Annotated in this window: 21 protein-coding genes; 8 read left to right on the forward strand and 13 right to left on the reverse strand. The window is 39.4% G+C overall.

Features of this window, described 5'->3' with window-relative positions:
* Positions 1-142 precede the first annotated feature (142 nt).
* The 3 genes from AC1HJP_RS18190 to AC1HJP_RS18200 all read left to right on the forward strand — a co-directional run bounded on the left by AC1HJP_RS18190 (position 143) and on the right by AC1HJP_RS18200 (position 2,400).
* Positions 143-937 carry an MBL fold metallo-hydrolase gene (locus AC1HJP_RS18190; protein WP_480362987.1) on the forward strand — a complete coding sequence of 265 codons (795 nt, stop codon included), beginning with the start codon at positions 143-145 and terminating at the stop codon, positions 935-937.
* Between the two features lie 31 nt (positions 938-968).
* The gene (locus tag AC1HJP_RS18195; RefSeq protein WP_480362988.1) at positions 969-1,847 is read left to right on the forward strand and encodes a PhzF family phenazine biosynthesis protein; all 879 of its coding nucleotides are present in this window, start codon (positions 969-971) and stop codon (positions 1,845-1,847) included.
* A gap of 172 nt (positions 1,848-2,019) precedes the next feature.
* The gene (locus AC1HJP_RS18200; protein WP_480362989.1) at positions 2,020-2,400 is read left to right on the forward strand and encodes a hypothetical protein; all 381 of its coding nucleotides are present in this window, start codon (positions 2,020-2,022) and stop codon (positions 2,398-2,400) included.
* A gap of 228 nt (positions 2,401-2,628) precedes the next feature.
* On the opposite strand, the gene AC1HJP_RS18205 is transcribed toward AC1HJP_RS18200, so the two are convergent.
* The 8 genes from AC1HJP_RS18205 to AC1HJP_RS18240 all read right to left on the reverse strand — a co-directional run bounded on the left by AC1HJP_RS18205 (position 2,629) and on the right by AC1HJP_RS18240 (position 8,658).
* Entirely contained in the window at positions 2,629-3,531 is a 903-nt protein-coding gene (locus tag AC1HJP_RS18205; protein WP_480362990.1) for a TolB family protein, read from the reverse strand.
* Positions 3,532-3,626: 95 nt separating this feature from the next.
* Complete coding sequence (locus tag AC1HJP_RS18210) at positions 3,627-4,535, reverse strand: TolB-like translocation protein (RefSeq protein WP_480362991.1); 909 nt, start codon at positions 4,533-4,535, stop codon at positions 3,627-3,629.
* A gap of 371 nt (positions 4,536-4,906) precedes the next feature.
* Positions 4,907-5,677 carry an arsenical resistance protein ArsH gene (gene arsH, locus AC1HJP_RS18215; RefSeq protein ID WP_480362992.1) on the reverse strand — a complete coding sequence of 257 codons (771 nt, stop codon included), beginning with the start codon at positions 5,675-5,677 and terminating at the stop codon, positions 4,907-4,909.
* Positions 5,678-5,756: 79 nt separating this feature from the next.
* Positions 5,757-6,302 carry an RNA polymerase sigma factor SigZ gene (gene sigZ, locus AC1HJP_RS18220; protein WP_480362993.1) on the reverse strand — a complete coding sequence of 182 codons (546 nt, stop codon included), beginning with the start codon at positions 6,300-6,302 and terminating at the stop codon, positions 5,757-5,759.
* 60 nt (positions 6,303-6,362) lie between these two features.
* Positions 6,363-6,707, reverse strand: coding sequence for a HopJ type III effector protein (locus AC1HJP_RS18225; protein WP_480362994.1), 345 nt, complete (start codon positions 6,705-6,707; stop codon positions 6,363-6,365).
* Positions 6,708-6,801: 94 nt separating this feature from the next.
* The gene (locus AC1HJP_RS18230) at positions 6,802-7,176 is read right to left on the reverse strand and encodes a tetratricopeptide repeat protein (RefSeq protein ID WP_480362995.1); all 375 of its coding nucleotides are present in this window, start codon (positions 7,174-7,176) and stop codon (positions 6,802-6,804) included.
* Positions 7,177-7,397: 221 nt separating this feature from the next.
* Complete coding sequence (locus AC1HJP_RS18235; protein ID WP_480363020.1) at positions 7,398-7,928, reverse strand: alpha/beta hydrolase-fold protein; 531 nt, start codon at positions 7,926-7,928, stop codon at positions 7,398-7,400.
* A gap of 136 nt (positions 7,929-8,064) precedes the next feature.
* A complete protein-coding gene (locus AC1HJP_RS18240) occupies positions 8,065-8,658 on the reverse strand; it encodes a LysE family translocator (RefSeq protein WP_480362996.1) in 594 nt (197 codons plus the stop codon).
* A 96-nt stretch (positions 8,659-8,754) separates the two neighbouring features.
* Here AC1HJP_RS18240 and AC1HJP_RS18245 point away from each other — a divergent pair, with 96 nt between their 5' ends.
* Positions 8,755-9,207, forward strand: coding sequence for an Lrp/AsnC family transcriptional regulator (locus AC1HJP_RS18245; RefSeq protein WP_480362997.1), 453 nt, complete (start codon positions 8,755-8,757; stop codon positions 9,205-9,207).
* A gap of 499 nt (positions 9,208-9,706) precedes the next feature.
* Here the strand turns inward: AC1HJP_RS18245 and AC1HJP_RS18250 are convergent, their stop codons facing one another.
* Complete coding sequence (locus AC1HJP_RS18250) at positions 9,707-10,924, reverse strand: NnrS family protein (RefSeq protein WP_480362998.1); 1,218 nt, start codon at positions 10,922-10,924, stop codon at positions 9,707-9,709.
* A gap of 183 nt (positions 10,925-11,107) precedes the next feature.
* Between AC1HJP_RS18250 and norR the strand changes: the two genes are divergently transcribed.
* The 4 genes from norR (at position 11,108) to AC1HJP_RS18270 (ending at position 14,606) form a co-directional block, all read left to right on the forward strand.
* A complete protein-coding gene (gene norR, locus AC1HJP_RS18255; RefSeq protein WP_480362999.1) occupies positions 11,108-12,709 on the forward strand; it encodes a nitric oxide reductase transcriptional regulator NorR in 1,602 nt (533 codons plus the stop codon).
* A 238-nt stretch (positions 12,710-12,947) separates the two neighbouring features.
* Positions 12,948-13,418, forward strand: coding sequence for a bacterioferritin (bfr, locus tag AC1HJP_RS18260; protein ID WP_421964189.1), 471 nt, complete (start codon positions 12,948-12,950; stop codon positions 13,416-13,418).
* Between the two features lie 3 nt (positions 13,419-13,421).
* A complete protein-coding gene (bfr, locus tag AC1HJP_RS18265; RefSeq protein ID WP_480363000.1) occupies positions 13,422-13,910 on the forward strand; it encodes a bacterioferritin in 489 nt (162 codons plus the stop codon).
* Positions 13,911-14,273: 363 nt separating this feature from the next.
* On the forward strand, positions 14,274-14,606 hold the full coding sequence (locus AC1HJP_RS18270; RefSeq protein WP_404396411.1) for a zinc ribbon domain-containing protein YjdM: 333 nt from the start codon (positions 14,274-14,276) through the stop codon (positions 14,604-14,606).
* A gap of 63 nt (positions 14,607-14,669) precedes the next feature.
* Here the strand turns inward: AC1HJP_RS18270 and AC1HJP_RS18275 are convergent, their stop codons facing one another.
* The 4 genes from AC1HJP_RS18275 to AC1HJP_RS18290 all read right to left on the reverse strand — a co-directional run bounded on the left by AC1HJP_RS18275 (position 14,670) and on the right by AC1HJP_RS18290 (position 20,333).
* A complete protein-coding gene (locus AC1HJP_RS18275; protein ID WP_480363001.1) occupies positions 14,670-15,353 on the reverse strand; it encodes a LipL32 family surface lipoprotein in 684 nt (227 codons plus the stop codon).
* A gap of 174 nt (positions 15,354-15,527) precedes the next feature.
* Positions 15,528-17,582 (reverse strand): S9 family peptidase, encoded by a 2,055-nt coding sequence (locus tag AC1HJP_RS18280; protein WP_480363002.1) that lies wholly within the window; start codon positions 17,580-17,582, stop codon positions 15,528-15,530.
* A 162-nt stretch (positions 17,583-17,744) separates the two neighbouring features.
* Entirely contained in the window at positions 17,745-18,971 is a 1,227-nt protein-coding gene (locus tag AC1HJP_RS18285; RefSeq protein WP_480363003.1) for a threonine/serine exporter family protein, read from the reverse strand.
* A 126-nt stretch (positions 18,972-19,097) separates the two neighbouring features.
* Positions 19,098-20,333 carry a glycosyltransferase family 4 protein gene (locus tag AC1HJP_RS18290; RefSeq protein ID WP_480363004.1) on the reverse strand — a complete coding sequence of 412 codons (1,236 nt, stop codon included), beginning with the start codon at positions 20,331-20,333 and terminating at the stop codon, positions 19,098-19,100.
* Positions 20,334-20,405: the final 72 nt, after the last annotated feature.

The following is a 20,405-nucleotide window of genomic DNA, read 5'->3' on the forward strand; positions in this document are numbered from 1 at the left end:
CGGCTTTTTTTATTGTAACTATACTGAAGCTAATTTTTCATTTATACATATAACGTTACATTCCCTTTTAAGATTAATGGTTTAAACAATTTACTTTCTGGTTTATAACAGTTGAGTTAATTCTGATAATTAAGAGATGACAATGCGGTTAATCTGTTTACTGATTAGTTTTTTACTCCTTAGTCTAAATGCTTTTGCAACTGAAATAGAAAGTCGAAAGATATCTGAACACGTACACATTTTGAAAGGCAAGTCTTATGGTACAAACATTGGTGTGCTTCAGCATAATGGCAGTGTGGTCCTGATAGATCCAATGCCTGGAGAAAAGCATTTAGAAGATCTGTTAAAAGCAATAAACTCAATAAGTAACTTACCTATTGTTTATATTGCCAACACCCATACACATTCAGATCATTCCGGTGGTAATGCTTTTTTTATTAACGCAGGCGCGAAAATCGCAGAGCAAGATTATGAGAAACTTGGGCTAAGGCATGTAACAGTAAAGTCCCACTCTTCTATTGATAATATTTTTTATGAGCCCAATAGCAATATCATATTTGTAGGTGACGTTTTTGATACAAGTTGGCACCCAACATTTTATGCTGGTGGCGTTGAAGGTTTTCAAAAAGCCATTGATGCCATATTAAAACTTGGCGATGAAAATACATTGATTATACCGGGGCATGGTGCGACATCAGATAAAACGCATTTAATAGAATTCAGAAACAATACGTTGTTATGGATGGATAAAATAGCACAGTTTCACCAGCTAGGTATGGATGAAGAAACGATGTTTAAACAAGTAGAATTAAGAGAACTGGTTGCAAAATTTGATGTAAATGGTGCTTCGAACTTTCTACCTGATAAAGCCTACAAGAGATTTATTCAAAGAAGTATTCAAGTATTAAAGAAGTCACAGAAAAATAAATCACAGTGATCATAAATCAACGATTGAAAGGAGCATGAATTTGCATGATATAAACGCTATTTTAGTTAACTCGTTCACAATGGATGGCAAGGGCGGAAACCCTGCTGGGGTTGTATTAAATGCGGACAACTTGTCTCATGCTGAAAAACTCAAAATAGCGCAAGCGGTTGGTTATTCAGAAACAGCGTTTGTGTCAAAAGATGATGAAGTGGACTTTGAAGTATCGTTTTTCACTGTTACAGATGAAGTCGATTTTTGCGGTCATGCGACGCTTGCAACATTTTCAACGTTATTTAATAAGAAGCTTATTGTTGCAGGCAAATATAAACAACGCACGAAAGCTGGAGTTTTAGCCGTTAATGTTGAAGAAAACGGCCTTGTTGTGATGGAGCAAGCTTGTCCGAGTTATTTGCAGACTTTCGAGTATGACGATATTGCTCACTTAACTGGCTTACCGATTGATATATTATCTTCAACTCAGTTACCCATCGAAGTCATTTCCACAGGCTTACATGATGTGATTGTGCCAGTGCCTTTAGGCTATTTAGACAAATTAGAAGTAGATAACGAGAAACTTAGCGAGTTTTGTGAAAAGCACAATCTAATTGGCATGCATGCTTTTGAGTTAAATGATTCTGAAAGTCAGTTCACTGCTAGTTGCCGAAATTTTGCGCCGCTTTTTGGTATTCCAGAGGAATCAGCTACAGGCAGCTCAACGGGGGCTTTGGCTTGTTATCTAGTAAAGCATGTTTTCAAAGATAAAGAGGCACATGATTTTGTTTTTGAACAAGGTCGAGCAATGGGGTGTGCGTCAAGGTTGAGTGCGAGTGTAAAGTTAAATAGTGGGCAAGTAACTAAAGTTGAAGTGGGTGGTTTTGCAAAGCAGATAGGGCAACTTAAAGTAGACTTGAATAATTAAGTAGAGTAACAGGCACAATAAAGCCCTAAGGCATTGGAGTTTAACTCAGTTAAATCAATACTGTTGCAGCTTATCATATCACTTTGAAAGCAGGCTTTTTATTGCCTATTATTTGATTAATAGCATTCATAAATTAATTATAGAATTAATTGTAATAGAAGCGTCAGTTACTATGGTAAAACCAAGTTATAGCGTTGAACACAAGAGCAACATAGTTGTTGCTAAGATATCTGGTGACTGGGATATTCAATCTGATATTGCCTATTTAACTGAGCTTGATGAAACGATTGCTAAAGTTCGCGATACAAAGTGGGCACTCTTTGCTGATCTGCGAGGCTGGCAGGTCTCTGAAGAAGTTATCAACTATAAACACAACAATGCTATTCAACTAGCCAGACACAACCAACAAGTAGAATGTTGGTTAGTAGACAGCCCTTGCCAAGGTAGCCATATTCAACATCATATCGAAAATGCCGGTGTCACTTTTAGAAAGTTTATAGACGATGACGAAGCAATTGAGTGGTTAAACCAACAAGGCTTTTATCTGACATAAAAAAGAAAATAACCAAACATGTAGTTTGGCTGAATATTTTTACTGTAAATCTGAGCCGTTCAATGAGATTGTTATTAAGTAACCTGAGCTCTGGATAATAAATCTATCTCCAGCTGCAAACTTGAAAATACACTTATCATCTGAATATCAATATTTTAGTAAATTTCTTAACCAAAGTTCAGGTTAAGTATAAAATAATTAGCTTAAACTATTATTAAAAATCGATAGTTAAACCTTAGGTCTCAGCTTTTCAATCACCTCTGTGCTTACCCAGTATATGTTAGAGAAACCTCCTTTTTCATCAAATCGACTAAAAAATAGATATTTACCATCGGGGCTAACTGTGGGGACAGTTTCGCTTACTTTGCTGTTTATGCTTTCACCAAGATTAATAGGCTTGGACCAAGCGCCATCTTTTTGTTTGAAATAAATATATAAGTCTCTGTCTTTTCTTGATTTTTCTTCTCTATTTCTATTGTCAACGAGTAAATAACTTTGATCAGGTGAAATAAACCCATGAATACCAAAAGGGATATCTGCGGGGAATATTTCTGGGTATTGCCCGTTTTTGAACGGTGAATAAAAGGTTTGTGATTTAAAGATATCGGTAAAATAAAGGTCGCCATTGCTTGCCAGTGTGGAATTAAATACTTCTTCATTATTTATCGGGGATATAAGTTTTTTAGCTGTACTCCAACCATTCTTTTCTCGATTGACTACCCAAATCTTGGTATCGGTGAAGTCTTTGTTATATGCAGTGAAGTAAATATGCTTACCATCTTGTGTAACGAACGGCTCCATTTCCCCAGCCTTTTCACCTTGGGTAAAATTCACTTTTTTTATAGGTTGCCATACGCCATTAGTTATTTGTGAGTAATGTATATATGCCACATCGCCTTCTTTTTGCGAAGAAAAATAGATTTCTTCGAGATTGGGAGTAAATGAAACTCCCATTTCATATCGACCTTGAATCGATACGAGGCCTGGCGCAAAGATTTGGGGGGTTAAGCTGGGCGGTGTTTGCCCTAAATACTTACCTGCAAGTTCTGGTTTTTCATTTTGATCATAAGCCATGTTGCTTATAGGCAGAATCAAAATGAATAATGAGATTACAACAGTGCTTAGCTTCATATCTTTCCTATATTTTATGCTGTTAAGCGAGTTTTAGACTCAAATGGCACAATCGAGCAGGGATCTCAGTGGTCCATTCGAAAATACGTGTGTATTTACTCAGTTAAAGTCGCGTTGTTATTACTGTGTTTTTCTCTCAGTTTTTCAATGATTTCAGCACTAGACCAATAGATGTCTATATCACTTTTTTCTCTGTCGATAGTTCGGTTAAAGAGAATATATTTCCCATCGGGTGTAACACTGGCGTAAAAATCACTTTCTGCTGAGTTTACTTCTGGGCCCATGTTAATGGCCTTTCCCCAATCGCCGTTGGGCTGCTTGAAACTGATATACAGATCTGACTTACCAAAACCACCTTCTCTTTCGCTATCCCAAATAATATAGCTTTCATCTGGTGCGATAAGAGGGTGAGCAGTCCATTTTCCTGTGTTAATTTGCTTTCCCATGGCTTTAGGGGCTTGGCGTTGGCTATTAACTAATTTAGAAATACGGATAAGATCTTTGCTTTTGAAGTCATCGAATACATACGTGCCTTGTTTTGATGCTGATAGACGCATGATGCCAAATTCTTCTTTGTCGATTAATGGCCCTAAGCTTTTAAATTCAGACCAGTCTTCAGCTGTGCGCTCTCTGTACTGTTTAGCCATATACATGGTGTTACCATCTTCAGAGAATACAAATCCGCCACGGCGAGGGAACTGGATAAATTTACGCCAAGTATTATTCTCCAGCTTGTAGCCAATTACTGTCGGGCTGAACTTTTTGTCTTTGCTGCCGTGCGCAAGATCAATGGTGTAATAAAACTCTTTCATACCGGGTGCGAATACACCTTGAAGCTCCCAAGCCTTTGTTGAAATAATACCTGGAGCAAAAGGCTCTGCAGTTAACCCCGGGGTTTGCTGGCCCATATATGCGCCTTTAAATGTGGCGAACTCAGTCTGCTCAGCGTGTAACTGAGAAAGAGGTAATAGAGATAAAGTTAAGACTATCAATTTCTTTAACATAGTGTTTCTTCCTGTAACTAAACTTAATACAGTCAACGAGCTGTGACTTGATGAAGCGATACTCCACTTTGTAAAAATAAAAAACATGAAAGGGCTATGAAATCGTTCTGACGTCTTGCTGATTATTTTTATTAGTATTTATTTCATAAGGTTATGATTTTATGAGTAGGGTTATATTGCTTGAATAGCAATTTATTAAAGTACTGTTTATGGAGGAAGGCTCTGTCGAGCCAAATAAAATAGAAGAAATAGAAAGACAATTTAAGAGGGAAATTGTCTTTCATCGACTTAGTCCTTGAGCTTTAATTTACTTTTTGAAATTTGGCTAGGATGAAGCTTTGTAAGGACTAAACAGCACGCTTTAAAGTTAATTAGCAGCAAGCTACTTTGGTTGGGCTTTTTGCTGCAGTTAGCTTTTCACTCTCGAACTTAACTTTTACCTCTTCAAGTACATCAGCCTGATTCACTTGTTCTTTAATGGCAGTATTAATGCTCTCTTTACGCTCACTGTATCGGTCAACAAGCCAATCAAGATTGTCGCGAGTCAGCAAGGTGAATTTCATTAGCTCTTCCATCACATCGACAATACGAGCATGGTAGGGGGACTCTTTCATCGTACCGTCTTCGTTAAATTCTTGCCAAGCTTTTGCCACGGAAGACTGATTCGGTATGGTTAACATACGCATCCAACGCCCGAGTACCCGCATATTATTTACAGCATTAAAGCTTTGTGAACCGCCTGATACTTGCATGACGGCCAGTGTTTTACCTTGTGTGGGTCTTACTGCACCTTCTGAGAGTGGGATCCAGTCAATTTGGTTTTTAAGCACAGCCGACATATTGCCGTGAATTTCCGGAGAAGACCAAACTTGTGCTTCTGACCATTTTACTAAAGCACGTAACTCTTGGACTTTTTCGTCTTCGACCGATACGCCATTATCAAAAAGAGGTAGTCCTTTTGGGTTGAACAACTTCACTTCAGCGCCTAAATGTTCGAGTATTCTTGCCGCTTCTTCTGCAGCATAACGACTCATTGATTGGGTTCTGAGTGAGCCGTAAAGCACCAATACATGCGGTTTATGATTGCTGATTGAGAATTGCTTAGGGGTTACGTCAAAAGCTTGGTTGTTTAATAAATGCATTTCATCTCCAATAGTGGTGTTTTGTATTCACTTATTAAGACGAAGTGCGGTTCAAAAAGACGAAACTATTTTAAAAGTTTTATTTAATTCTTTTTTCGGTTTGTTGTGGTTTTCTATGATAGTCAATTAGATTGCCTTGTTTATCTAACTCAAAGTCACAGCAGCGATCGAAAAGCACTTTTAAGTCAGCTCGACTCTTTTGCATTCTAGATTTAAAGGTGGAGTAACTAACCCCAAGCTGTTCAGCTTGTTGTTTTTGAGAGCAGCCTTCTAAGTCAATCTTTCTTATTAAATCAGCTTCATCTTCAGGCATGGCCTGCAGAAATGGCTCTATACACCTAATTAAATCAGCTCGAATGTTTGCGTCTTGTTTTTCAATTACCTCGATTAACTCGGTATGCTGGTAGTTATTGTGTTTGCGATAAAAATCTATAATGGCGTGATTGGCAATTTGGAAAAGCCAAGGTTTGATGCTGGCCTGATCTTTTAGCTGGTGGATCTGCAAATGTGTTTTTAACAAGATGTCTTGTAATAACTCTTCTGCGTCTGCAGGGTTAGACACTTTCGAAAGTAAAAAAGCATGAAGGCTGTGTTTGTATTCAGCCCAAATTTGTTCGATAGACATAATTTCAAATAGTGGTTTAAAGCTTTTTTATCTTAAACCACTATCTGAATGACTAAAAGCTTACTGAAGCGGCGTACCGTCGAAAGTAACTGCTGCGACACTCGATTCAGCTTTTAAAAGTGTACGGATATTGCCGTGGTCGTCCTTTTCAGGGTGTTGCACAACGTCGATACGATAATAATCGCCAAAGCAATGTAATGTTTGCTCTTTACTTAAATTGTTGAGTTGTGCAAAAGCTAAGATTTTACAAGAGCCTTGGTTTTGCTCAGCACTGCTTTGCAAGCCGTTATTATTAAAAGCTGACGCAGTATAAGTGTAATTATCAGCAATTATTTGCTGACACAGCTCAAAAGTAATGGTTTCTGGTTGTGCGTTAAGCTGAGCTAAGAAGTCGTTTAATGTCATAAGTTTGTTCCTCTTTTTGCAGAGTCTAACGCGCAGAGCGTAGCAGCTCAATTGAATAAAACTAAGCTGCTTAAATTGCCTAAGTATACTTAGTCTAAAGCTTGCTCAATTCACCATTGAAATAGGTAAGGGCATCTTCATTTTTGAGCTTAGTCGCAAGCTTAATGCCTTGTTGTAATGTGAGGCGACTCTTTTCAGTTTCTCCTAATTGTTCATAAATTTTTGCGAGCCTGCTTAAGTAGAAGGTATTTTCTGGATACGAATTGACTAAATATTGCATCGTTGAAACCGCTTTTTCACCTTCGTTTCGCTCCACATAGTAAAAACTTAAGTCGATTAAGCTTGGGTTTGGACTGATTGATTGTTGGTATTTTTGAGAGAGCTTTTTAAAGTAAGAAATGACACTTTGTCGGCCCGCATTTGCAAACTGCCCAATATCAGGGGCTTTATCCGCAAATAGGTGTTCCATGGCGTCTGTGAGACTGAGACTTGCAACCGATAAGAAATTATATTGGCTGTAATTTGCAAATCGAGCGTGAAACGCTTGCTGACTAAAATTCGCTTTGATGTTTTCAAACAGTGGTGCGTTATTATCGAAGGAACCAAGAGATAGATAAAAGAACCTATCTTGATATTGTTCTGAATACTTTAGTTTGGAAAGCCTTTCAACAAGTCCTGACTTGTCTAGCTCTAGAGCAGGAGAGCTGGCAATAAAGCCATTAATAAAGAAGGCGATTGTTCAAACGCATAAAGTACAAAATTACCATTACTCGAATAGCCTTCCAGAACCTTGTAGTCGAACGTTAAGTAGGTTTCATCGATAAATGGGATGAGTTCATTTTTAAGCACATTTAAAGTTAATGGGTTTGCAACGCCTGATGCTGAGATAAATTTAGGATGTAATGTTGACTCAACATCAAGTTGGGGTAATTGCACAATGATCATGGCAGGCATTGGGCCCATTTCAACATGACTTAGCCAATCGGTTTGATAAGTAAGCATATTAATTCGACTGCCTCCTGATGTGGTATAAAGTACAGGGTATTTTTGATTTTTGTCATACCCCCAAGGCAATATTACATCGAATGAAATCGTTTGTTTGGCAGCCTCAGATTGAAACTGATGCTTTATTGTTTTAACGCCCTTACTTTGTTGCTCTTGTGCGTGTGCGAGCGAATTAAATAGGCAGGCGAGTATAGGCAGGCGAGTAAAAGTATGAATAACGTGAAGTGTTTACTTATGTTCATGGTGACTCCTTGAATAGTTGCCACCATGTTGAAAGTAAATATAGCTAATTAATTGATTTTATTTTGATAAAAAACTGATATTTTGCTGATGAAAAGTTTATAGCAGTTTCTTAAAGCGCTGGAACAATAGAGATGATTAATAAACCCGCCATGGCCCAGTTAAACTTTTTCATATGACTGGGTTGTTTCAATATTGCCTGCATTTTTTGTCCTAAGACAATCCAACTCATTACACAAGGAAAACCGACGACTGCGAAAATAACAGAGATAATAGTGACTGTGAGTAAGTTTTGTTCAGGCGCGTAAACGCTCACCGCAGTGAGCGCCATAGTCCATGCTTTAGGATTGACCCACTGAAAAAGTGCGGCTTGCATAAATGAAAAAGGCTTGCTTTTTTCTGCAATATCTTTGCTCTCACTAGAGGTTGCAGTTGCAATTTTATAGGCTAGGTAAAGCAAATAGACAATAGAAACGACTTTTAAAATGTCATAGGTCACTGGGAACGCATTGAATAGTTGCATTACACCTAACCCAACTAACTCAATCATAATTGCAAAGCCAACCACGACACCCATCAGGTGTGGCACAGTCATTTTAAAACCAAAGTTTGCGCCAGAGCTCATCAGCATTAAATTATTTGGTCCTGGCGTGATAGATGAAACAAACGCGAACGCCGCAAACGCGAGAATGATTTCTTGAGTCATAGGATTATTCCCTTACTTGTGTTAAAACAAGTTTAACGAGATATAAGCTCAATTATCACGCGCATTTCACTTTTATAAACTTGGGTTTTGCAATTAATGACGAAAATTGATGGTTATAACCAACAAATATTGCGCATTCTAGAAAGGGATGGGCGTATAGCCAACACTGAGCTTGCTGAGCAAATCGGTTTGTCACCTTCAGCCTGTTTAAGAAGAGTGCAAGAATTAGAAAAGTCAGGTTTGATAAAAGGCTACAAGGCAGTTGTTGACCCAGAAAAGCTTGGCGTCGGTTTTATTGCTTATGTAGCTGTTGGCTTAACTGAGCACTCAACGCCTTCTCAACTCGCATTTGAGCAAGCCCTACAGGATGTTGATGAAATTAAGGAATGTCATAATGTTACAGGCCCGTATGAATATCTTTTGCGCATAGAAACTAAAGACCTACATACTTTTAAAGCGCTTCATGCGGATGTATTGGGGTCAATTTCTCAAGTGAGAACCATCACCACTCATGTTGTGATGGATTCTCCAAAAGACACAAGACAGTAGCGCTTCAGTTAAAAAAGTAGCAAACAAAGTTGGCGGTAAAGATCTTTATTTATAGCTTTGCCGCCAACTTTATAAACCCGACATAAAGTCGGTGCTACCGTATTTATTTCAAAGAACGGGTTGTTAGTGCTAACGGCAAGACGCCAACTCTATAAACCCGACATAAAGTCTGTGCTACCGTATTTATTTCAAAGAACGGGTTGTTAGTGCTAACGGCAAGACGCGAACTTTATCAACCTGATATAAAGTCGGTGCTACCGTGTTGATTTCAAAGAATGAGTCGTTATTTTTAACGGCTAGACGTCAACTCTATTAACCCGACATAAAGTCGGTGCTACCGTGTTGACTTCAAAGAACGGGTTGTTAGTGCTAACGGCAAGACGCCGACTTTATGAACCCGACATAAAGTCGGTGCTACCGTGTTGATTTCAAATAACGAGTCGTTATTGTTATCGCCAACTCGCCAACTCGCCAACTCGCCAACTCGCCAACTGGTTTATTAACCTCTACGCCCATCAACTCTTTTCTTCATTAAAATGGGTGTATAGAACCATAAGAAGATGCCGAAACCGACAACCCATAAATAAGCGCTGATGTTCCAAGCCAAATGAGGTGTATAGAGAACAGGCATAAAAGCACGCACCAGTGCGCTCAAAGCTATTAAAGCAAATGCCCAAACGACCATACTAGCGGGTTTTAGGGCTCTACCAGTGTGACCAAGAGAGACTCTTGCCATCATTGCCAAGATCATTAACCCAATACCGCCAATAGTAATTAAATGCAGTGCATCTGCTGGATTAATACTGCCTGTTAGGAAGCTAAATGCGAGACACAAAATGCCAACCGCACTTAAAAAGTAGCCTAAATGCAGTGACCAAAGTAGCGGCACTTTAAATACTCCTTTATCAAACCACAAAATGGTGCGAGTTAAATGCAAAGTGGCAGCAGGAAGTAAAACCAAACCAACATTGATATCTAGAGAAAAGAATTTGATGCTAGCAAACCCGGCCATCGCCAATAGGCTAAATAACAGCAGTAATTTATCGAGTTTAGGTGTTCTAACTTGCTCTTCTCGATTTAGTCCGCGCGCAGTAAAAAACGGAATGACTCGTCCACCTATAATGCCAATTAGCAGCATAGAGCCAAGCACGGCCAATTGTGTGAATAAACGGGCGAGCGAATATTCGCCTAACCAAGTGCTCATTAAAAATGCGCTATTAAAAATAGTGAGTAGGGCGAGTACAACAACCATGATGTAATTGTGTTTTGAAGCCGATGTCACCAGCATATGACTCAAATAAGCAATGGCAAAGAGCCAGAAAAGTACTTGGCCGAGTAGCAACAATAATTGATTGTCAGCATAAAAAAAGAAAATAGCTCGGCATGAAATCCAAATAGCGCTGAGGATCATCAAGCCTTTACCTGAAAGCCCAGGCACGCCAGTCCAAGTTTGCGCTGCGGTCAGTAAAAAACCGATAGCCACTGCTGAGGCAAAGCCAAAGATCATTTCGTGTGCATGCCAAAGTGTCGCTGGAATTTGTGCTTGCCAAGAAAGTGTGCCGTTTAAAATAAACTGCCATAGCAAAATGGCGAGCACCGACAAAAGCCCTGCTAATAAAAAGAATGGCCGAAAGCCAAGCATAAATAACGGCCATTGATGAGGTTTTAAAAGTTGAAACTCACTAGGCACCGGCTCAGTTAAATTGATTGGTCTCATGACTACTCCACAGTTTATTAATTTATCTTTTTAAGGCTTGTGAATGTATTGGCATTTACTGTGCCAAATATTATTCTTAATAAAATCAGATTATTAGTAGCTTAAGTAAATAATAATTTGAATGGGAGAGTCATTTTGACTTAAACTTTGTGTGTCCTTTGGTAGGTAAAGAGTCAAAAATACATGGAGCAACGTTCGTTATCTTCACTGCTTATGCTTAATAGAGCGTTAGCTCGGGCATTACCTAACTCTGCGCAATTCGACGTAGAGCATTGTTTTGAAGCCGTTATTCAGTCTGTAAAAGAGTGTTTTATTAGTGATGCCATTGCCTTGTTACTCTATCAAAATAACAAACTGGTCCCTGTTGCCATATCAGGATTAATGCCAGATGTGTTGGGTAGACACTTTGTGATAGACAAACACCCGCGTTTACAGGCAATTAGTCAGTCGGATAAGGCTGTCAGATTCAGTGCCGACAGCGAACTCCCCGATCCTTATGATGGACTTCTTATTGCACAAGAAGGTGATATTCCCGTTCACGCGTGTATGGGGTTTCCGATTAAGCATCAAGGCCAATTGCTTGGAGTGATCACGGTAGATAGTTTAAATGCGGGCACTTTTGAAGACTATGCGCCGTCTTTTTTGCAAATGGTTAATGAGGCTTTGACCCGACATGTTAGTGCCATACTACTAACTCAAGATCTGCTCACTAAAGCGCAGCAGGGCAGTCACTTAATCACCGAACTGAGTAAGGGCCAATATGAAATGGTCGGGCAAAGTCTGGCCATGAAGCAATTACAAAGAGATATTCAACTTGTAGCAGGTTCTGACTTTACGACGCTAATCACGGGTGAAACAGGTACAGGTAAAGAGCTAGTTGCTCACTCTCTGCATAATCAATCTCTACGTGCGAGCAAAGTGTTCGTTCAAGTCAACTGCGCCTCTTTACCCGAGACGTTGGCCGAAAGTGAGTTGTTTGGTTACCGAAAAGGCGCGTTTACGGGGGCGAACTCACATCGTGATGGTAAGTTTCTACTTGCAGACGGCGGCACGATTTTTTTAGATGAAATCGGTGAGTTACCTTTAAATACCCAAAGTAAATTACTTAGAGTATTACAAAGCGGTGAGATTCAACCAGTTGGTGCTGATAAAACCCAATCTGTTGATGTGCGGGTAATTGCAGCAACAAATCGAAATTTATTAGAAGAGGTTGAAGCAGGGCGCTTTCGCGCAGACTTGTATCATAGATTGAGTGTATTCCCGATTAAAGTGCCTTCTTTAAATGAACGCTTAGATGATATTCCGTTATTGACAGGTTTTTTTGCTGAAAAAGTCAGTAAACAACTTGGCATTGCGCAATTAAAGTTATCGTCGAGTTTATATCAATTACTGCAATCTTACTCGTGGCCGGGCAATATTCGCGAGCTTGAACATGTGATAAGTCGAGCTGCATTAAAAGCAAAACAAAAGCAGTGGCCAAATAGCATTATTAGTGTGGATGAAAGTGACTGTGAATTGTTTACAGATAACCAAGCTCATAACAATGCTGCTCAGTCTTGTTTTGAAAAAGTACAAACTTCAAGCCTCGCTCAAAACAGTTTAGATTTGAACCAAATAGACTCTTTAAAGTCGGCCACTGAACAATTTCAAAAAAAATTAATAGAGCAAGCATTGTTAGAGCATGATCTAAATTGGGCTGCAGCGGCCAGAACATTAAAGCTGGATAGAGCAAATTTGGTGCGATTAGCAAAGCGTTTAGGTATTGCAGTGAAAAAATCAATTTAATTAAACAAAACAACTAGCTACGCCTTAGGTAAACATAATTTTTACGTGGCTTAATAAGGATAGTAAAAAAGTATGGTGTTAAGAGTGTTTTTACTAATCTAAATCACTCTCAATTATGTTATAAGTTGTTTATTTTAAAAGGATATATTAATTCAGTGCTTATCTTTAATTGGTCTTGAACTGGATGAATATTAGTCTAGTGTTATAGGGCGTCTCGTTATTATTTTTAGGGGGCCCTATGCAGGGTAACAAACAAGTGTTGGCTTCGTTAAACGCAATTTTAACGCTCGAGCTGACTTCAATTAACCAATATTTTCTTCATGCCCGAATGTACAAAAACTGGGGGTTAGAAGAACTCAACGAAAAAGCCTATAAAAAATCTATAAAAGACATGAAGCAAGCGGACGATCTAATCGAGCGCATTTTGTTTTTAGAAGGCTTACCAAATCTGCAGCATCTTGAAAAGTTGCGTATCGGCGAACATACAGAAGAAATGCTTGCCTGCGATATGGCATTCGAATTGGAGCAAATTCCTGCTCTAAAAGCGGCCATTGAACTATGTGAAAAAGAGCAAGATTACATCTCTCGCGAACTGCTTGAAGAAATTCTTGAATACGAAGAAGAGTATGTCGATTGGATTGAAGCGCAGCAATTCTTAATTCAGCACACTGGCATTCAAAATTATCTGCAGTCGCAGGTAGAGGAGTAAATCATGCAAGGTAATCCAAAAATTATTGATCTACTAAATCAGCAGTTAACGCTAGAGTTAACCTCAATGGATCAGTATCTCGCACATTCAAAAATGTATGAAGACTGGGGGTTGGGCAAGTTAGGACACAAACTGGCGCATGAGTATGATGAAGAACTAGATCACGCAAAAGCCATCATTGAACGTATTTTATTTTTAGAAGGTAAACCAGATACAGCCTCACGTCAGCCTATTAATGTGGGTGATAACGTTCAGCAAATGCTTGAAAACGATCTTGCGGCTGAGATTACAGTGGCTGCGAGTTTAAAAAACATCATAAGTGAGTGCGAAAAAGCACAAGACTATGTGACTCGTGAAATTCTAGAGAAGCTTTTAGATGACACAGAAATGGATCATATTTACTGGCTCGAACAACACTTGAATTTAATCAAACTTATGGGTCTGCCAAACTACATACAATTGCAGATGGACAATAGTGCACCAGATGCGTAATCGAATGTACTTTTGCTGTTTTTATAGACAAAAGTACAATGTTTAGGGCATTGTTTTTATTCAAAACTTGTCCTAAATTTTTTACATGAGCGAACTTTATTGTCAGTCTTTAATTTGCACAGGACCGTTTTTACCTCCTTTTTAGCGGTCTGTTAAAGCTTTAAAGTTCAGCTCGCTTTACTTTGTGACCAATCTGAGTAATTGCCACAAAAACAGCAACAGCATTCACTGCAAAAACGCGTATTTAACCTGAATTTGGCATCGATAAAAGCTGATGGTTGATCAGGTTTTTTCAAAATCTCCTCGCATGATATTTCTTTAGCTATTAGAATAGCGGCATTGTAATTTTAGAAGTTGTGAAATATGTCATTACCTCCTTGTCCTAAATGTAGTTCTGAATACGTCTACGAAGATCAAACAAACCTTGTATGTCCTGAGTGTGCCCACGAGTGGAACCCGAATGAAGTAGATGAAGATGCATTTGAAGTTAAAGATGCCAACGGTACTGTGCTTGCAGATGGCGATAAAGTGACCGTTGCCAAAGATCTTAAAATCAAAGGTAGCTCACAAGTGATTAAAATTGGCACTAAAGCCTTAGTTCGTCGCGTATTAGATAAGAAAGACCATGAGCTTGACTGTAAAGTTGATGGTGTTGGCGAAATGATGGTAACAGCTAAGTTTGTCAAAAAAGCATAATAGATAAATGCCTTAAATTAAAAAGGCCCGGACCGGGCCTTTTGTCATTAGTAAAGGCTAAGCTTAAAGCTTATTGCCATTTACCAATTCATGTAACTCTTCAAGTGATGCTGCGATTTTAACGCCCGGTACATTAGTACCAATTGTCGCTTCAAATGAGCCTTCTACGTTTGAACGGAAAGACGTAAATGAGATTCGGTAAACACCACGAACAAGCGCTTCACTTGCGTTATTCATCGATGTAGTTTTACGCAGCAGAGAGTTGTAGTTTGCACCACTTGGGTTTGCTGGTAACTCAGATGTATCGTCATTACGACCTAAGTTTTGTAGCACCTTGCCACCGTTTTTGATTTTTGTATTGTCGATGATATTTAAACGATCAAACACAATATAAGTATCAAAGAATTTATCAGCATCTTTTTGCATGCCAGGTGTGAAGTTAGCATGTTTAAAATCATTTCCTTCAGGCTTTGAAACCGCTGGTGAGATCATTGATACACCGATTTCATCCACTGCAGCAGGTACCCAAGCATAAAGATAATAAGTATCTTTGCCTTTATATTTACCTTCAGGTTGAACTGATGAGTCTACATAACCAAAGTAATTTGAGTAGTTCGCATAAGGTAAGCGTGCTTCAATACCCGCAACACCTTCAGATACAGAGCTTTTAAGATGTGGACCTGTTGCTGAACAACCCGCTAAAACAGCTGCAGTTACAAATGGTAAGACTAAACGAGAAATTTTCATTGATTCGACTCCATGTCACTAGTTAAAAAATGAGCATAGAGTATACGCATGAAACTTTTATTACTAAAGCATTAGTTTATGGAAATTTTTCATCTTTAATAAAACGAATTGAGTGAAGCTCATACAAAAAAGCCACCTAAAATAGGTGGCTTTGGTTTAATCTCGAATGCTAAATTACTTTTTAGCTTCTTTTGCTGCTTTTAAATTTGCAGCATGGTCGATTTCATAAGTCGGCATGGTTTTCTTACCTTCAATAAGGTAGTTGTCCATCCAACGCATCAAACGAATGCTGTAGTCATATTGAGCTGCAACTTTACGGTTACCATGACCTTCGCCTGGGTAGTAAATTAAGCGTACATCTTTACCTTGTACTTTCATGTATCGGTATAGTTCCATTGACTGAGCTGGGTGAACTCGCGGGTCATCTTTACCGTGCATGATAAGTAATGGTGTTTCAGACTGACCTGCCCAGTAAATTGGGCTGCGCTCTAAGTACCACTGCCATTTTTCCCAAGGGTATGAGCGGGCATGTACAAGGTACATTTCATTAGAGATGTCAGTTGTACCAAACTTAGATAGCTGGTTTGTAACACCTACAAACATAACACTTGCTGCGAAGTGTTCAGTCAGTTTAGTTGCACCCCAAGCAGAAGCATAACCACCGTAAGAACCGCCTGTAATACCAACGCGCTTGCTATCAACTAGGCCCATTTCAACTAAATGGTTTTTCATATCAACTAGATCGTCAAACTCTTTACCTGCATAGTCGCCTTGACCAAGCTTAGAATAATCAACGCCTTTACCTGTGGAGCCACGGTAGTTAGGGTAGAAAACCGCATAACCACGGGCTGCACCCATTTGACCTGGGTCTGAGTAGCTCGTTAACCAGCCGTCTTTATCATGACTTTCAGGACCGCCGTGAACCGCCATGATCAGTGGGTAACGTTTACCTTCTTGGTAATCAAGTGGGTAAATTAATACGCCACCAATCTCTACACCGTCACGAGCCTTGAATGAAATATTTTCTTGTTTAGCAAAGCGTTTATCATTTAACCAATCATTTGAATCTGACAGGCGTTTTGTCTTTTTACCGCGAAGCATGAAAACTTCGTTCGGGTGCGTGTCAGTGTTACCACGAAGAACGATGGTCTTGTCTGAATCAGATACCGATAGGTTAGAGGCAATCAGTTTGCCTTCTTTAACGACCTTCTTATACTTGTTAGAACCAACTTTGATCTGGCCAACGAAGCTTTCAGCGCCCACGTTTGCAACAAAGTTTAATGTGTTACGGCGGTTAGCCCACTCGAAATCACCAATGTGGCCCATAAAGTTCGGAATCCACTCTTCAATTTCGCCCGTCTTTGCATTACCTAGATATAGACGGCCAGTCGCAGGGTCGTGCTTATCTTCTGCGCCAAGAATGGCAACATAATCACCTTCGTATGAGAATTCAGCAGCACCTAACTTACCTTCTGTTTTGAAAGATGTGGTAATTTTCTGTGAAGCTACGTCCATCACGTGCCACTGTGACTTCATATATTTGTCGTCAATCAGCGCTGTAGGCTGAGTTTTAACAAGTAACTTGTCACCTTCATCAGAGAAGTTGATGTCGCTTACATAGCCTTCAATTTCGACCGCAGCAGGTTTAAGCGCTTTTTCAGATTGCACTAAATCAACAAGATGTAATTGTTTGTTTTTTAGACCTAACTCATACACTTCAGCCATAAAGCCAAGCTTTTTAAGTTCTTTTTCAGTCTTATCTTTAGCAGGCATGGCTAAGATAGCAACTTGTTTGCCATTTGGGTTTAGCTTGTAGCTAGAGATTGAAGTACCGTTTAATGATAATACTTTTTGTGATTCACCGCCGTTAGCAGCGATGCGGTATAAAGACGTGAACTTGTCTGTTTTCTTCTTCGTTAGGAAGTAGATGAAGTCACCATCAGCAGACCACTGAATGCTGCGAACACTCACTTTACCTGTGATGAAAGGGCGCTCAACGCCTTTGTCATCAACAACATAAAGTTCAGAGTAGTTTGTGCCATTAGCATCAATATAAAGTTCTCTTGGCACTGAGCGTGTAAAAGCAACAAGTTCGCCTTCAGGGTCTACCGCTGTTTGGCCAACAGATTGGATTTTTGGAATGTCTTCGATTGTTATTGTGTCATTTGCAAATGCAGACGAGGTAACTAAACCCACCGCAAGTGCAATTGTTGATTTTATTAACTTCATTATATGACCTTGTTGTTCAGTTTTATTCGCTATTTTATAGTCACAAATACTGATTTCCAGTGTTTGCGATTAAGCGAGAATAATTAACGACAAGATTTTAAAAGAAATGTTGGTGATTCAATAGAAAAGAAGGCTGCTTAGTTTATGCAGCCTTCAACGTAGTTATAAACTTTTCTTAGGTGGCAGCGCCACGTTTGCGAAAATTAAACCCGCGACCAAAGACATGAAGATCAAAAACGTTTGTTGACCAATTTGGTCTGCATTCACGAAGCTTTGTCCTTCAATTAAGGAATTCAAGCCAATGTAGGTTTTTGAACCTGGCACCAGAACAATAAGCCCTTGCATCGCCACTATTGAGGCTGGAGCATTCACTACACGGTTAAACAAATTACTAAAAACGCCGACTGCAAATGCACCAACGAATGCGCCAATGCTGTAGTCAAAATAAACCGCAGCGCTGATACTTGCCGCGTAGGCGATAAAACCTGAAGCAATCGACCAGCTTGCATGCTTTAGTTTGGTTCTAAAGATGATAATTAAGCTACTACATAGAAGTAATATAGCTAACCATGCAGTCCATTTAGGTAATGCTTCTGGTTGAATAAAATCAGTTTTACCAAATAAAGCAAACCCTAAACTAATGCCCAAAAAAGCACCAAAATAGAGCTTGAATAAGAGCATAATAGAGTCCATTACTCGCGCTGTCCCTGAAACCAAGTGTCTTGCCGAAAGTTCAGCAAAACCAAGTGCCAACGCTAAACCTGGAATGAAAACAATGATTGATGAGAGCACAACTAATCTAATATTAACACCCGGGTCTAAATAGCTACTGACTGCACATGCAGCAAGGCCAGCAACAATAGCAACTAATGGTTCAAGCATATGTGTGACACGTTTTGAATAGCCAGACCAAAGTACAAACAAGAAAACTAGAAGTGATATTAAGCCAGACCAAAGTACATCATTCCAACTGGTCCCCATTAACATAGCAAAAGCGGCCCCAGATAGAGCAAAGGTAAAGCCTGTCATCCATGCATTATATGGACTTTTCTTATTCAAAATGGCTTCTAACTCATTATCAGCTTCTTCTAAAGATAACTCACCAACAAGTACTTGGTTTACTACATCATCTGTATCGGCCAAAGAGCCCAAGTCATGATCTCCTGGGTCTACTCGAGCAACATGGGTGTATTCTTCTTCGTGGCCGTCTGTCCATATAACAAAGGTCACAGAAGTCGGTGACATGACGAAAGACGACTTTAAGTTTAAGTGCGTCGCGACTTCCATTAAGTGCGCTTCAAGTCGATAAGCTGGCGTACCATATTTATGCAGCATTTTGCCAAGCTTAACAATAAACTTTCTTTTTTGCGTAAAACTAGCTGTGTTCAAGTTTTTAAACCAAATGAGGGTGGTAAAAGTAAATATTAGGTTAAATATAGTCGAAGTTAACCTAACTGGTATGCTTTGTAAGAAACGGTGCGAATTCTAATCACTTTTGAGGGTATGTCTAGCAATTTATTGTGAATTATTTTTGTTTTTTGCCTCAATCCACTGCGCCATATATTGCGTACTTTTCATGGTGTGATGTTTTAACATTTGACCCGTGAAATTTTGTATTCTGTGCGTCTCTAAATTATCAGCAATATCGACAATTCGCTTAACTAATGACGCTTCTAACAGGTGCTGATTATAAAAAGACTTCAATAGTTCTTCAGAAGCATTTTTACTCTCTTCATACAGCTTTTTATCTTGGTAAAGCTTTACTGCTGCATCAGCAAACGTCTGGGCGCTATTAGCAATTAAACCAGGCCATGCATGGTCTTCAGTCATGCCTTCAGCACCAATACCTGTGGTCACACTCGGTGTTTGGTTTATCATCGCTTCTAATAGCTTGCCTTTAATGCCGGCACCAAACCTCAATGGCGCTAAACACACTCTGGCATTTTGCATGACCTTATTTGCATCTTCCGCCCAACCTTTAATTAGAAAGCCCGTTTTTGGGTTATGTAATGCTGTGGCTTTCGGTGGAGGGTATGAGCCGTAAATGTGTAGCTCAGCTTCAGGTAGCTGTTTTTTGATAAGCGGCCAAATTTCTTGTAAGTACAAAACCGCATCCCAATTAGGTGCGTGTCTAAAGTTACCTATGGTCATAAAGTGGGCCCTTTGCTCAAATTCAGGCAAAGACTTTGGCAAATTCTCTAGATTAACCATAAACGGTAGGTGGTGGCATAGGTTCAAATCAACTTTGAAATGAGATTCGAGTAATGACATTTCATAACTGGAGATAATTAAACTCACATCACAACGCAAAATAGCGGCAATCTCACGTTTGGCAATATCACTTTGTAGATCGGCTAAGGTAAAGTCTCGTTTGCCTTTATGGGCAGTATGTCTTGCTTGCCTCAGGCATTGTAAATCTTCAGTATCTAAGATTTTAAGAGCATTAGGGGCAAACTTATCGACTCGCCAACCAAATTGCTCTTCCATCATAAAGCGGTCAAACATCACAATATCGGGATTATAACTTGTGATGTAATCATCAAAGCTCGAACAATTTAAGGCTATTTCTTTGCTGCTGATCCCAAAATCATTAAGGTCAACCATATGCTCTGTTGGTTGTGAGGGCGTAGCAAACTCAACTTGCCAGTTTTGATTTCGAAACGTCTTCAGTAAAGACATCATATGTGTGCCGGCCGCGGAAGAATTCGGTTCAGGCCACACATAACCAATTACTAAAACACGTTTGCTCATTGTACTCTCATAGATGTTGATTTTGGAGGCGCGAAGTCTACCTGAATTTACTCAAAAACACGACGTTGTACT

The organism is Pseudoalteromonas sp. NFXS53, from assembly GCF_056629255.1.

Coding starts and splice junctions, on each gene's coding strand:
- sigZ (WP_480362993.1), bottom strand. CDS start 6,302: ATGTCTATCGAACAAATTTGGGCTGAATACAAACACAGCCTTCATGCT.
- norR (WP_480362999.1), top strand. CDS start 11,108: ATGGAGCAACGTTCGTTATCTTCACTGCTTATGCTTAATAGAGCGTTA.
- AC1HJP_RS18240 (WP_480362996.1), bottom strand. CDS start 8,658: ATGACTCAAGAAATCATTCTCGCGTTTGCGGCGTTCGCGTTTGTTTCA.
- AC1HJP_RS18290 (WP_480363004.1), bottom strand. CDS start 20,333: ATGAGCAAACGTGTTTTAGTAATTGGTTATGTGTGGCCTGAACCGAAT.
- AC1HJP_RS18200 (WP_480362989.1), top strand. CDS start 2,020: ATGGTAAAACCAAGTTATAGCGTTGAACACAAGAGCAACATAGTTGTT.
- AC1HJP_RS18230 (WP_480362995.1), bottom strand. CDS start 7,176: ATGGAACACCTATTTGCGGATAAAGCCCCTGATATTGGGCAGTTTGCA.
- AC1HJP_RS18205 (WP_480362990.1), bottom strand. CDS start 3,531: ATGAAGCTAAGCACTGTTGTAATCTCATTATTCATTTTGATTCTGCCT.
- AC1HJP_RS18275 (WP_480363001.1), bottom strand. CDS start 15,353: ATGAAAATTTCTCGTTTAGTCTTACCATTTGTAACTGCAGCTGTTTTA.
- bfr (WP_421964189.1), top strand. CDS start 12,948: ATGCAGGGTAACAAACAAGTGTTGGCTTCGTTAAACGCAATTTTAACG.
- AC1HJP_RS18190 (WP_480362987.1), top strand. CDS start 143: ATGCGGTTAATCTGTTTACTGATTAGTTTTTTACTCCTTAGTCTAAAT.
- AC1HJP_RS18225 (WP_480362994.1), bottom strand. CDS start 6,707: ATGACATTAAACGACTTCTTAGCTCAGCTTAACGCACAACCAGAAACC.
- AC1HJP_RS18245 (WP_480362997.1), top strand. CDS start 8,755: ATGACGAAAATTGATGGTTATAACCAACAAATATTGCGCATTCTAGAA.
- AC1HJP_RS18280 (WP_480363002.1), bottom strand. CDS start 17,582: ATGAAGTTAATAAAATCAACAATTGCACTTGCGGTGGGTTTAGTTACC.
- bfr (WP_480363000.1), top strand. CDS start 13,422: ATGCAAGGTAATCCAAAAATTATTGATCTACTAAATCAGCAGTTAACG.
- AC1HJP_RS18270 (WP_404396411.1), top strand. CDS start 14,274: ATGTCATTACCTCCTTGTCCTAAATGTAGTTCTGAATACGTCTACGAA.
- AC1HJP_RS18250 (WP_480362998.1), bottom strand. CDS start 10,924: ATGAGACCAATCAATTTAACTGAGCCGGTGCCTAGTGAGTTTCAACTT.
- arsH (WP_480362992.1), bottom strand. CDS start 5,677: ATGCATTTATTAAACAACCAAGCTTTTGACGTAACCCCTAAGCAATTC.
- AC1HJP_RS18210 (WP_480362991.1), bottom strand. CDS start 4,535: ATGTTAAAGAAATTGATAGTCTTAACTTTATCTCTATTACCTCTTTCT.